Here is a 12,079-nt window from a genome sequence, read left to right on the forward strand (position 1 = left end):
ACGGAGCCGAACTACAGGAGGCCGGTCTTCTGCAGCTTCATCAGGTCCTCGGTGTCGAGGGTCTCGCCTTCCTTGAACTTCTGGTAGATCTCCTCGGCCTCCTCCTTGGCGGCCTCGCGCTCGGCCTCGCGCTCGTCCTGCTGTTCCTGCTCCTCTTCCTTGTCGAGTTCGCGCAGGCGCTTCTGGACGCGCACGAAGTCCTCGTGGTGCCGGTCGGCCGCTTCCTGGGCCTCGACGAAGAGTTCGTGCATCTCGTCGGCCTTGTCGCGGATCTCGTCGGCCTCGCGATAGGCCTCGATCATCTGGTTGTGATGCTCCTGGGCCTTGTCCGCGAGCTCCGTCACCTTCTGGTGGTGCTGGGACGCCTCGGAGCGGACCTCCTCGGCCTCCTCGACGAGTTCCTCGAGTTCGCTGGCGTCGTCGAGTTTCTCCTTGCGCTGCTGGTACTCCTCGCGCTTGTCCTCGATCTTCTCGATGAGTTCGCGCTCGTCCTCCGCGCTCAGGACCTCGGTCTGCTGGCGGAACTCGAGCTGTTCGATCTCCTCTTCGAGCTCTTCGAGATCCTTGCCGTCGCCGAGTTCGAGGTCCTGTTTCATCTCCTCGACCTCGTCGAAGAGCTCGTTGGCCTTCGCGTTGAGCTCGTTGCGCTGTTCCTTGTGTTCCTGGACCTTCTCGTTGAGCTCGTCGCGCTTCTCGCGGTGCTCCTGGGCCTCGTCGACCTTCTCCCGCGTTTTGGCGTTCAGGTCGTCACGCTTGGAGGCCCGCTCCGACGCCATCTGGTTGAGTTCGTTGCGTCGGTCGCGGAGCTGACCGGCGAGTTTGATGAGCTGTCCCTTCGAGTCGTTTTCGAGCTGATCGTCGGTGAGTTCGACGTTGTTCTCGTCTTCGAGCGCCGCAACGTCGAATTCGTCGAGTACTTCTTCTGTTGTTACCATTGTTGAAACCTCGATACCACCGCTCCGGGCGGACTGGCGGCTCCTCGTCCCGCAACCAACCGTGGATAAGAATTCCCGATCATTCTGCGTGCGATGCCGCCACGCGCCGGAGGCGCGTTGGTACCAGCGAATACAGCCGACACACACATAAATACTTCGGTGGCAGAAGGGCTGCGAAACGGTACCAAGGCACGGTATATCGGGCGTGTGAACCGTTCACAACTGGTCCGGAGAGATATATAAACGACGGGAGCCCCGACGCTACAGTTTCAGTTTCACCGCGCGGACGGCACGGGTTCATGTCGGTCGCGCGACTACCCGGAGATATGCTCGAGAACCTCACGAGTACGTGCGAGGCGGCCGGCTGTGATCGACCCCTCGACGAGGACGCCCTGATGGTGGCGATGCGGACCGACGCGGGCGAGCGCCGGGCCTACGAGTGTGCCTGCGGCGCGGTGACGGTCACCGTCGTCAGGGAGTAGGTCGGCGCCGAGTCGGTACCGCTAAACCCGCCCGCCGGCGATCACCCGCCATGGAGGAGGTCGTTCGCGCCCGCGGCCACGAACACGTCGCCGCGACCCACGGAAGCACGTTCGAGGTGACGACCGACGACTGGTTGACGCCGGCGGGCGACTGCATCGTCGGCATCGAGGCCGACCGCGCGCCCGCCGACTTCGACGACGCCTTCGTCGACGCCTGCCGCGACCCCGGGGCGACGATCACCCTGACGCTCGACGTCGGCGGCCGGACGCGCGCGGTGCGCGCCCGCGGTCACCCCGACCTCACCTTCGAGAGCGACCGGAGCGCCGTCGTCCGGACGAGCACCTACGTCGACGACCGCACCGTCGCCGTCGGCGCCGACGCCGCGGCGGCCGACCTCGACCGCTCCCTCGTGTCGGCCCTCGCCGACGGCGCTGCCCTCACCCTGACGCTCGCCGTCGACTGACGCCGCGCTTTTCTCGCTCCGCTCCCAACGACGCCCATGCCCGACGAACCCGCCGAGAACGTCAGCGGCGGCGCCGACGGCGGCGGCGCCGACGCCCGGTTCGCCGCCGGCGACCCCGAGACGCGTGCGGAGGCCGTCGTCGACGCCCTCGGCGACGTCTACTGGCGGAAGGCCTACGGCGGCCGGGACGCCTTCCCCTGTCTCGTCCGCACGATCCTGAGCCAGAACACGAGCGACGTGGCGAGTCAACCGGCCTTCGACGCCCTGCTTGATCGCTACGGCCGCGACGGTGACCTCGCGGCGTCGCTCGCGGCCGCCGACCGCGGGACGCTCGCCTCGACCATCGAGTCCGCGGGGCTCTACAACCGGAAGTCCCGCGTCATCGTCGACTGTGCCGAGGAGGTCCTCGCCGACTTCGGCGGCGCCGACGCGTTCGACGACTTCGTCCGCGAGGGCGACCCCACCGAGGTACGGGAGCGACTGCTCGACGTGCGCGGCGTCGGCCCCAAGACCGCCGACTGCGTCCTCCTCTTTGCCGGCGGCCGCGGCGGCGTCTTCCCCGTCGACACCCACGTCCATCGCATCGCCCGGCGCATGGGGCTGGCGCCGCCGGACGCGGATCACGATGCGGTCCGGGAGGCCCTGGAGGACGCGGTGCCGGCGGAGAAATGCGGGTTCGGCCACACCGCCATGATCCAGTTCGGCCGCGAGCACTGCTCGGCGCGCAAACCCGCGTGTCTCGACGGCCTGGAGGCGTGTCCGCTCGCCGACCTGTGTGATCGGATCGGGGTCGATCCCGACTCGGGAGCCGTCGTCGATCCGGCCGACGACTTCGATTGAGTGGCGCTGTTGGAGACGCGTCCGAACGAAGTCTCCGGTGTCTCCGCGTGCGGTCTCCCACGGAGGTCCTCTCCGCGCCTGAACACACGCCACGACACCCGTTCGCACGTGAAGGTGAATCTTCGCGAGACCGGCGCTGGGGTCGTTCCGGCGGAACACCAGGGGAGCAGTCGAACGGCTCAGAGCAGCCGTGTTTCCGACAGGAACACGTGATACTCCAGGTCGTCACCCACCTCCACCATCTCCTCGTCCGAGAGTTCGAACCGGTACACACAGTCCGTGTCGTCCATCTCTTTCTCGTCACAGATCCGTTCCGCGAGCTTCTTCGTGGAGTTTGCGACACGCTGGTACGAACGAAGCACGACGCCGTCGTGTTTCGCCGGCGAGAGGGCGGCTTGGTAGTATCTCGCCTGACTCTCCAGATCGCTCCGGGGACCGACAAACGCCGACATGTATCGCCTCCCGTCGTGTTCTAACACCTCGGGATCGGTCCGTTCATCCTCCTCGGGTTCCTCGTCGTCGTCCCGCGTCGCCAGCGCTTCGCCGATCCGGTCGCGCATCCAGCCGATCTGTGCCTCGATCAGGGTGGTCCACTGCCGGTCGTCGGCATGCGGTGGAATCGCTACCCGATACTGGTTCTCACCGTACCACTCCACCAGCCCAAGGCTCGCGACACGGTACAGATCCTGATAGATCGACTTGGCACTCGGCACGTCTTCGGGATCACGCTTCCGCAAAAGCTCGGTTTCCAGTTCCTCACACGTGAACCGATCGTCGCCGAACTCCTCCCACGCGTCGAGATATCGTCCCGTTATCCGCTTGATATCCGGCCGCTTCGACTCTGGAGCCATCGACCCCCATAGGTCGGCTCAGTAATATATCGTTGTCGGTCGATTCGACTTTTCGACAGGTGGACCGAAGCCCCCATTCATTGGCCCCGAAGCGTCGAGACGACCACCGTGACCGAAACAAACAATTTCGTTGACAATACGTGGGAGTCGTGATCGCCAACGGACCGTTCCGTCGCCTCCGGTCGCACCGAGGGGAGGTCCGACGCTACTTGAACCGGAACGTCTCCAGGTTCTTCGGTGCGAACGTCCGCATGTTGTAGTCGTGATAGAGCGCGGAGGAGAGGTCCTGCACGGAGCGCTCGTCGCCGTGGACACAGAGCACCTTCTCCGGGCGGGGGTTCATCGTCTTGACGAAGTTCTCGAGGCCCTGCCGGTCGGCGTGGCCGGAGAAGCCGTCGACCGTCTCGACGTCCATCTTCAGGGAGAGCGTGTTGCCGCGGCCGCCACGCTCGCGGTCGTTCATCGGAATCTCGTCCCAGCCGTTCTGGATGCGCCGGCCGAGGGTCCCCTGTGCCTGGTAGCCGACGAAGACGAGCGTCGAGTCCGGATCGGAGCCGAGGTGACGGAGCCAGGACATGATCGGGCCGCCGGTGACCATCCCGGACGTCGAGAGGATGATCGCCGGGTCGCCGTCGGTGACCTCCTGGCGTTCGTCCTCGCCGGCGTCGATGTGGTTGAACTCCTCGGCGAGGAAGGGGTTCTCGTCCTCGTGGAAGATCCGATCCCTGAGGTCGTCGCGGAGGTACTCCGGATACGTCGTGTGGATGGCCGTCGCCTCCCAGATCATGCCGTCGAGGTGGACGGGCATCTCGGGGATCTTCCCGCTCCGCATCGCCTCCTCCAGAACGAGCATGATTTCCTGGGACCGCCCCACCGCGAACGCCGGGATGACGACCTTTCCACCCTTCTCGTGGGTGTCGTTGATGATCTGCAGGAGGTTGCGCTCGGAGTCCTCCTGGTCGGTCTGGTAGTCGCTGCGCCCGCCGTAGGTGGACTCCAGGACCAGCGTCTCGACCCGCGGGAAGTCGTTGACGGCGCCGTTGAACAGGCGCGTGTCCTCGTAGTGGATGTCGCCCGAGAACGCGACGTTGTAGAGGCCGTCGCCGATGTGGAAGTGGGAGACGGCGGAGCCGAGGATGTGGCCCGCGTTGTGGAAGGTGAGCTTCACGTCCGGCGCGATGTCGGTCACGTCGCCGTACTCGAGGGGGATGCAGTGTTTGATCGCCTCCCGGACCATCTCGCTCTCGTAGGGCGGGGTACGGCCTTCCTTGGCGGCCACGTCGAGGTAGTCGAGCGTGAGCAGGCCCATCAGGTCCCGCGTGGGTTCGGTACAGTAGATGGGGCCGTCGTAGCCGTACTTGAACAGGAGGGGAATGAGCGCGGAGTGGTCGAGGTGGGCGTGGGTGAGGACGACGGCGTCGATGGAGTTGAGGGGGGCCGCCTCGGGGACCTGGAGGTACGGCACCTCGCCCTCGGCGCCGGGCTTGTCGCCGCAGTCGACGAGAACGCGCGTCTCGGCCGTCGAGAGGATGAAACTCGCGCGGCCGACCTCGCGACAGCAGCCGAGGGTGGTGATGCGCACCCACTGCTCGTCGGCCATCTCCTCGCGGTGGATCTGCCGGCCCACGCGTTCGAGGATGTCGCGCCGCTCCTCGCGTTCCTGCTTGAGGAAGTTGCGGACGTTCGATACCGTCGATGATTCGATGGGCGGCGTGCGCACCACCTCGGGCGTCCACCCGATCTCCTTCGTGATCTCTCTGAGCGTCGATCCGTGGCGCCCGATGACCATTCCCGGTTTCTCGGCCTCGATGACGACCTCGCCGGTGTCGACGTGGAAGTCGAGGTCCGTCACGCCGGCGTCCTCCGGAATGACGCTCCGGATCCGCTCTCTGGCCTCGCGGGCGTCCATCAGCACGTCGGGGTCCGGCCGGACCGTGATGCGCTTGCGGAGCTTGCTCGCCAGCTTCCGGATCAGGTCGCCGTTGCTGGCGAACTCCTTGGGATCGCGCGTGTACACGACCAGTTCCGGACCCTCGTATTTCACGTCGGAGACGGAGATTCCGGGGGGTAGTTCGTCCTCGATCTCTGCTTTCAGTTCCTCGAGTTGCTTGTCTACGGAGCTCATATGTGCCGGTTGAGAGCCCTCCGTACGGCCGTCCTCGTCCGATCCTCGGTCGCCGGGAACGCGTCCGCGTGGACGGTCGGTGCCGAACGGTGGCAAGTCCGATCCACGGTCGTGCCGTGAGGTCGCATAGGTACGGTGCTGTACGGGAGGTGCTCGACTGCGGGAAGAGGCAGCGAAAACCCGCTTGAGTCACCCTATCAGCCGGGCATTATAAAAGCCTTCGCAAAGTCGAAGGGGATCGGCACCCGACGGAGGGTATGGAACTCACGCCGGCGGCCGTGGCCGACGAGTGCGAGTGGGTGCGCGACCGCGCCCCGACGGTCGTCCCCCTGATCAACGCGACGCGGGACCGCCTCGGCGACTGCTTCGGCGTCGAGGTGGGGCGCGTGAATCCGGACGCCTACCGCGAGGAGGTCGACGTCGTCTTCGCGGACGGCGACCGCGCCGTCAACGTCGCCGGCTACGTCGCCCTGCTCCGTGACCTGGACGTGACCGACGACTACCCCGGGTTCGTCGTCGACGAGGTGCTCGGCCGCGAACTCGCCGCCACCGTCGCCGGCGGCCAGCCGTTCTCGCTGCTCGCGCAGGCTACCTTCCACTTCGCCGACGTGGTCACCCACACCGAGGGCGGCGCGGGCGCCGACGACCTGGACGCCGCACTCGCCGCGGGCTTCCAGACCCGCCTGCCGGGCTGGGAGTGGACCGAGGGGGAGAGCCCGTTCGCGGTGGATCGGGAATGAGTTAACTGCCGCCGGGTTCAGGATGCCTCCGTGCAACCGAAGACCGTCCTCATCACGGGCTGTTCGTCCGGTATCGGTCGTGCGACCGCCGAGGCCTTCCTCGACGAGGAGTGGGAGGTGTACGCCACCGCCCGCAACCCCGCGGACGTCGAGACGCTGGGTGACCGCGGCTGTACCGTCGCGAAACTCGACGTGACCGAGGACGACGACGTGGAGCGGGTCGTCGACCGGATCCTCGACGAGCAGGGACGGATCGACTGCCTCGTCAACAACGCCGGCTACGCGCAGTTCGGGCCCATCGAGGACGTCCCCGTCGACGCCGTCCACCGCCAGTTCGACGTGAACGTCTACGGCGCCCACCGGCTGACCCGCGCGGTCCTGCCGCACATGCGCCGCCGGCGCGAGGGGACGGTCGTCAACGTCTCCAGCGTCGCCGGCCGCGTCTCCTTCCCCGGCGGCGGCGTCTACAGCGGGTCGAAGTTCGCGCTTGAAGCCATGACCGACGCCCTCCGGGCCGAGGTCGACGAGTACGGCATCGACGCCGTCCTGATCGAACCCGGTCCCGTCGACACCCGCTTCTCGGATCGCGCGGAGTCGGAGGTCGAGGGGCTGGATCGCTCGGGCGCCTACGAGTCCTTCTACGGCGTCTTCGAGGACACCCAGGCCATCGGCGGCGGCGGTCCCGGCGCGGTGTCGCCCGACCGGGTCGCCGAGGACGTCCTGAACGCCGCGAGTTCGACGAAGCCGGCGAGTCGGGTGCCGGTCGGGACGCTCGCCCGGGTGAGCGTCCTCGGTCGGTTCGTCCCCGACCGCCTGCGCGACCGGGCGTTCTCGCTGCTGGACCGGCTACGCTAGGCAGGCCGCGACGACCCGCAGCGCCCGCTCGCCGCGCACCTCGTCGGCCAGCAGGGGCACGCGCTTCACGTCGTGGCCGCGGAACAGATCACTCGCTCTGCGAAGCGCGTTCTGCTGGACGTCCCAGCGACGCTGACAGAACTCGCAGTCCGCCAGGTTCGGCGACACCACCCACTCGGGGTCGACGTCGGCCACGTCCGCGAGGTCCTCCATCACGCGGTTGACGACGACGGTCCCCACGGGAATCGAGAACTCGTCGAGACGGCGGACCAGGCGCTCGGACTCGACGACGCTCATCTCCTCGGGCACCATCACGACCCGGAAGTCCGTCCGCGCGGGGTCCTGCAGGACGGCCCGGAGGCGCTCGATGCGGTCCCGGAGTTCGTCGAGGTCCGGCCCCTCCTCGCCCTCGCCGCCGACGCCGAACATGCCCTTGAACCCCTCCATCATCCCCGAGAACTTCTCGCGCATCGAGAGCAGGCGCCCGACCATCGAGTCGAGCACCTCGGGGAGTTCCAAGAGGCGCAGGGTGTGGCCCGTCGGCGCCGTGTCGATCACCACGCGGTCGAACCGGGGGTCGTCGAGGTACTCCAGCAACTGCCGCATCGCGGCCGCCTCGTCCGCGCCGGGCATCGAACCGCCCATCAGGGGGTCGACCGCCTCGTCGCCGAGCGCCTCGCCGAGGTCCCCGAGGCCGCCGAGCGGGGCGCCGCCCGCCCCCGGGTCGTCGCCCGCGACGCCGACCCCGCCCTCGCCGAACAGGCCCTCCTCCATCGCCGCCTCGGGATCGATCTCCGCGGCCCACAGCGGGGCGTCCTCGCGGATGCGCGTCGGCCGCGCCGGAATCTCGGTGTCTAGCGTATCCGAGAGGGAGTGGGCGGGGTCGGTCGAGACGACGAGCGTCGCCGTCCCCGCGGCGGCCGAGGAGAGCGCCGTCGCCGCCGCCATCGTCGTCTTGCCGACGCCGCCTTTCCCACCGTAGAGGACGTACTCCGGCGCGTCCACGCCCGCGGGCAGGTCCGTCGCCGCCTCGACGTCGACCGCCGCGGCCCCGCGGCCGTGGTCGTGATCGGCCGCGTCCGCGTCGTCCACCTCGTCGACCGGCTCCACGTCGATGTCGCTCATACGCGATGCGAGACGGCCCGGACACCTGTACCCGTCGATACGGGGAAGACACTTGCCGGTGGGCGCGGGAACCGTACCCATGATCGGTCCCTCCCGGCGCCCCCTGCTCGTCGTCGCCGTGCTCGTGAGCGTGACGGCCGCGGGCTGTCTCGGCGCGGTCCCGACGTCCTCCACGACCGGGACGCCGACGCCGAGTCCGACCCGCTCGGTCGGCACGGACTGCCCGCCCGCCCTGACAGTCTACGAACTCGACGAGGAACCGGCCGACCGCGATTCGGCCGTTCCCTACGGGAACCTCACCGCCGAGCAGCGGGCGACCTTCGACCGCGCGCGAAACGAGAGCGTCGAGGCGTTCGACTACGCGTGGCACGACATCGACGTCGTGGTGAGAGACGGGACGTACTACCGCACGGCTATCGTCGTCTGCTAGAAGTAGTCGGCCAGCCGTCGTGCGGCCTCCTCGGCCCGCGGGGTGACGAGCGCGAACCGCACCCACTCGTCGTGCGTCCCGAAGGTGTCGCCGGGCATGCAGGCGACGCCCGCCTCGTCGACGAGGCGTTCGACGTTCTCCAGGGTCCCGGGGAAGCCCTCGAAGCGCGCGAAGACGTAGAAGGCGCCCTCGGGGGCGACGTACTCCGCGCCGGCGGCGTCCAGCGCCTCGGTGAAGGCGTCGATGCGCTCGCGCAGGAGGTCCCGGGAGGCCTCGTAGTACTCCGGCCCCGTCTCCCGGAGCGCCCGGAGGACCGCCGCCTGCGACGGCCGGGCGCCGGTCACGTTCACGAGCATGTGCCGCGTGCGAGCCGCGTCCGCGAGGTGTGGGGGGAAGATCCCGTAGCCGACACGCAGTCCCGTCACCGCCATCGACTTCGAGAAGGAGTTCGTGACGACCGTGTGCTCGCCCTCGACGGCGAGTGCGCTCTCGAAGCGGCCGGAGAAGTCGTAGTGGTCGTACACCTCGTCGGAGATCAGGACGGCGTCGGTGTCGTCGGCGAGGTCGACCATCGCGGCGACGGCGTCGGCGTCGTACACCGCCCCCGTCGGGTTGTTGGGGGAGTTGATCAGGATGGCGGCGGTGTCGGCGCTCGCCGCCTCCCGCATCGCCGCGACGTCGAGGCCGCCGTCGTCGGCGACGGGAACGAACGTGACGTCGTAGCCGAGCATCTGCGCCTTGCCCGGATAGTAGGGGTAGACGGGGTCGGTGAGCAGGATCTCCGATCCCGCGTCGCGCTCGAGCGCCCCCGCCATCGCGAGGTAGTTGGCCTCGCCGGCGCCGTTCGTGACGATCACCCGATCGGCGTCGACGCCGCGGCGGGCGGCGATCTCCTCGCGGAGTTCGCGCAGGCCGTCGCTCGGCGGGTACTGGAACGCCGCGGGGTCGACGTCGGCGTACTCCCGCAACCCCTCGCGGAGGGCGGTCGGCGGTTCCCAGTCCGGCCCCCCGCTCACCAGATCGATCACGTCGCGGTCGGCCGCGTCCGCGTACTGCATGACGTGAAAGAAAAGCGGCGTGTCGTAGTCCATGGTCGCCCTGCGGACGGCCCCCAAATCCCTCTTTCGCTCCGCCCCGCGTCGACACGCTTGTGTGGGCGGGGGCGAACCATGGGCCGTGAACAAGAAAGGACACGTGCTCAACGCCGCGCTGTTGAGCGTCGGGCTGGGCGTCGTGCTCGCGGCGCCGACGACGCTGACGGCCGAGACTGCACTCGTCACCGCCGAAACGATAGCCAAACTCTCGGTCCCCGTCGTCCTCGGGGCGCTCTTTCCGGACGTGGACACCGCCTTCGGCAAACACCGCAAGACCCTGCACAACGCCTTCGTGCTCGGCATCTTCGTCGGCTTCCCGCTCGTCTTCGACAACCTCTATTTCGTCTGGATCGGCATCGCCACCCACTACCTCCTCGACGTGGTCGGGAGCCGTCGGGGCATCGCCTTCCTCTACCCGCTGACGAGCCAGGAGTGGGGGCTGCCGTCCGGCGTGACGACCAGCAGCAAGTACGCCGACCTCGTGACGGTGGTCGTCACGGGCGTGGAACTCGCCGCGCTCGGGGCCTTTCACGTCTACGTGATGCCCCTGGGCAACACCGCGGGCGCGCTGAACGCGGTCGGGATCTAGTAGACCGCCACGTCGTCGAACCGGCCGTCGTAGGCGATGTGGCTCGGGTGGGTGGGCTCGGTGCCCGAGAGAAAGAGCCTGTCGAGTTTCCCCCACGTGTTCTCGTAGCCGAGGTGGGCGAACTCGGCGAGGCCCTGCAGACGGTGGCCGGGGCCACCCCGGTGGACGACCCGCCGGGGCGCGCCCGAGCGAAGCGCGGCAACGAGGGCATCCTCGGAGTCGACGTCCGTCTCGAAGACGGTCCACGCCTCCCCCACCGTCCGCCGGAGGTGGGCGTACGACGACCCGAAGCCGGGGTGGCCCGTCTCGCGGGCGACCGCCCGACACCGGCGGTTCTGGTGGGGGAGACACTTCGCGTTGTACGTCTCCACGGCGTGGACGGCCCCGGGGCGGTCGGCCACGTCCTCGCGGGAGCAACTGACGTTCAGCATCTCGGGGTGGGGGACGAGGACGGCCGCGTCCTGCCGATCGAACGCGTGGAGCGCACCCTCGAAGGTGACGAAGTCGGGGACGGGGTCGTCGAGGCCGACGGCGAGGAGGTGTCGGCGGGCGTGCCACGGGCCGGTGAACACCTCGCGCGCGGGCACGACGAGCAGTTCGTCGTCGGAGAACCGGTCGGCGCGTTCGCGGATGGTCGGCAACCGCGTGAAGTGTGGCGCGTAGACGAGCGCGTCGAGTCCGCGGGCCTTCGCCCGGTCGACGACGGAGTCGTCGAGTACCTTCACGTGCATGTCGATTCGGGTCGACCCTGCCGACGTCACGGGACCAACTGGACGGACGCCGCAGTTAGTGGTTGCTATTCGGGTGGCCGCGTGTCGGCACGGCGAGAAGTCTCGGGCGGGTTAGCGCTCGTCCGAGTCGAGGACGCGAATCTGGTCGCCACGGACCGTGACGGGGATCGGGACCGTCGCCTCGTACAGTTCGACGGTCACCTGATCCTTGCCCTCGTCGATGCGCTGGACGCGGGCCTTCTCGCCCTTGAACGGCCCGGCGATGAGTTCGACGATGTCGCCCTCGGCGATGCCCTCCACGTCCGGGGTGGGCGAGAGGAAATGTTCCACCTCGGTGAGCGAGGAGGTGCCCGGAACGATGGACCGGGCGTGGGGGATCTCGTCCATCACGCGTTCGAGGACGGCGCTGTTGTCCGCCTCGACCATCACATAACTCGTCAGGGAGTCGGGGGCCAGCACCGCGTGTACCTCGTCCTCCTCGCGGCTGGCGATCATGTCCGCGACGGTGCGCTCCTGGCTGGCCGTGGTCTTGACCGCGAAGATGCCCATCTATGCCCCTCCGGGGAGAAACGTCATGATGGCGAAGATGATGAACCCGAGGAGGCCGACGAGAAAGACGCCGGCGCCGGCGACTTTCGCAACCTGCGAGAACTCGTTCCACGACGGCGTGCTCGCCATCTTGAGCACGCGGACGTAGCTTGAGAGGTCGTATTTGACGTCCATGGGGTGGTCTAGACGAGCCGGCTTTTTCTATCTATTGATAACAGGGTGGGTCGTCGACGGGCGGCGCCCCCGGCGACGGCTTCGGCGACGGCCTC

At 68.2% G+C, this 12,079-nt stretch carries 15 protein-coding genes; 7 read left to right on the top strand and 8 right to left on the bottom strand.

Features of this window, described 5'->3' with window-relative positions:
• Positions 1–11: 11 nt before the first annotated feature.
• Complete coding sequence (locus NBT67_RS06685; RefSeq protein ID WP_251344068.1) at positions 12–935, bottom strand: coiled-coil protein; 924 nt, start codon at positions 933–935, stop codon at positions 12–14.
• Positions 936–1,261: 326 nt separating this feature from the next.
• On the opposite strand from NBT67_RS06685, the gene NBT67_RS06690 reads away from it, so the two are divergent.
• From NBT67_RS06690 to NBT67_RS06700, 3 genes are read left to right on the top strand one after another with little or no spacing between them, the layout of a single operon-like run.
• Positions 1,262–1,417, top strand: coding sequence for a hypothetical protein (locus tag NBT67_RS06690; RefSeq protein WP_251344069.1), 156 nt, complete (start codon positions 1,262–1,264; stop codon positions 1,415–1,417).
• 50 nt (positions 1,418–1,467) lie between these two features.
• A complete protein-coding gene (locus NBT67_RS06695; protein WP_251344070.1) occupies positions 1,468–1,881 on the top strand; it encodes a DUF371 domain-containing protein in 414 nt (137 codons plus the stop codon).
• 36 nt (positions 1,882–1,917) lie between these two features.
• Positions 1,918–2,721, top strand: a complete 804-nt coding sequence (locus tag NBT67_RS06700) for an endonuclease III domain-containing protein (RefSeq protein ID WP_251344071.1) — start codon at positions 1,918–1,920, stop codon at positions 2,719–2,721.
• 179 nt (positions 2,722–2,900) lie between these two features.
• Here NBT67_RS06700 and NBT67_RS06705 read toward each other — a convergent pair whose 3' ends face one another.
• Complete coding sequence (locus NBT67_RS06705; protein WP_251344072.1) at positions 2,901–3,572, bottom strand: hypothetical protein; 672 nt, start codon at positions 3,570–3,572, stop codon at positions 2,901–2,903.
• 205 nt (positions 3,573–3,777) lie between these two features.
• Positions 3,778–5,697, bottom strand: a complete 1,920-nt coding sequence (locus tag NBT67_RS06710; protein WP_251344073.1) for a beta-CASP ribonuclease aCPSF1 — start codon at positions 5,695–5,697, stop codon at positions 3,778–3,780.
• A 257-nt stretch (positions 5,698–5,954) separates the two neighbouring features.
• Between NBT67_RS06710 and NBT67_RS06715 the strand changes: the two genes are divergently transcribed.
• Together NBT67_RS06715 and NBT67_RS06720 are read left to right on the top strand one after the other, a co-directional pair.
• Positions 5,955–6,437 (top strand): DUF7984 family protein, encoded by a 483-nt coding sequence (locus NBT67_RS06715; protein ID WP_251344074.1) that lies wholly within the window; start codon positions 5,955–5,957, stop codon positions 6,435–6,437.
• Positions 6,438–6,467: 30 nt separating this feature from the next.
• The gene (locus NBT67_RS06720; RefSeq protein ID WP_251344075.1) at positions 6,468–7,292 is read left to right on the top strand and encodes an SDR family oxidoreductase; all 825 of its coding nucleotides are present in this window, start codon (positions 6,468–6,470) and stop codon (positions 7,290–7,292) included.
• Here NBT67_RS06720 and NBT67_RS06725 read toward each other — a convergent pair.
• A complete protein-coding gene (locus tag NBT67_RS06725) occupies positions 7,284–8,417 on the bottom strand; it encodes an ArsA family ATPase (RefSeq protein ID WP_251344076.1) in 1,134 nt (377 codons plus the stop codon). The two genes, NBT67_RS06720 and NBT67_RS06725, sit on opposite strands and share 9 nt — an antisense overlap.
• 79 nt (positions 8,418–8,496) lie before the next feature.
• Between NBT67_RS06725 and NBT67_RS06730 the strand changes: the two genes are divergently transcribed.
• On the top strand, positions 8,497–8,847 hold the full coding sequence (locus NBT67_RS06730) for a DUF7979 domain-containing protein (protein ID WP_251344077.1): 351 nt from the start codon (positions 8,497–8,499) through the stop codon (positions 8,845–8,847).
• Here NBT67_RS06730 and NBT67_RS06735 read toward each other — a convergent pair.
• The gene (locus tag NBT67_RS06735; protein WP_251344078.1) at positions 8,844–9,938 is read right to left on the bottom strand and encodes a pyridoxal phosphate-dependent aminotransferase; all 1,095 of its coding nucleotides are present in this window, start codon (positions 9,936–9,938) and stop codon (positions 8,844–8,846) included. The two genes, NBT67_RS06730 and NBT67_RS06735, sit on opposite strands and share 4 nt — an antisense overlap.
• 85 nt (positions 9,939–10,023) lie before the next feature.
• Between NBT67_RS06735 and NBT67_RS06740 the strand changes: the two genes are divergently transcribed.
• A complete protein-coding gene (locus NBT67_RS06740; protein ID WP_251344079.1) occupies positions 10,024–10,530 on the top strand; it encodes a metal-dependent hydrolase in 507 nt (168 codons plus the stop codon).
• Here NBT67_RS06740 and NBT67_RS06745 read toward each other — a convergent pair.
• The 3 genes from NBT67_RS06745 to NBT67_RS06755 all read right to left on the bottom strand — a co-directional run bounded on the left by NBT67_RS06745 (position 10,527) and on the right by NBT67_RS06755 (position 11,984).
• Positions 10,527–11,261, bottom strand: a complete 735-nt coding sequence (locus tag NBT67_RS06745; RefSeq protein ID WP_251344358.1) for a PHP-associated domain-containing protein — start codon at positions 11,259–11,261, stop codon at positions 10,527–10,529. The two genes, NBT67_RS06740 and NBT67_RS06745, sit on opposite strands and share 4 nt — an antisense overlap.
• Before the next feature lie 111 nt (positions 11,262–11,372).
• Entirely contained in the window at positions 11,373–11,810 is a 438-nt protein-coding gene (locus tag NBT67_RS06750) for a transcription elongation factor Spt5 (protein WP_049936914.1), read from the bottom strand.
• Positions 11,811–11,984: a protein translocase SEC61 complex subunit gamma gene (locus NBT67_RS06755; protein ID WP_251344080.1), complete on the bottom strand. Its 174-nt coding sequence runs from the start codon at positions 11,982–11,984 to the stop codon at positions 11,811–11,813.
• Positions 11,985–12,079 lie beyond the last annotated feature (95 nt).

Origin of the sequence: Haloplanus sp. GDY1 (assembly GCF_023703775.1) — an archaeon.
Taxonomy (GTDB): domain Archaea; phylum Halobacteriota; class Halobacteria; order Halobacteriales; family Haloferacaceae; genus Haloplanus; species Haloplanus halophilus.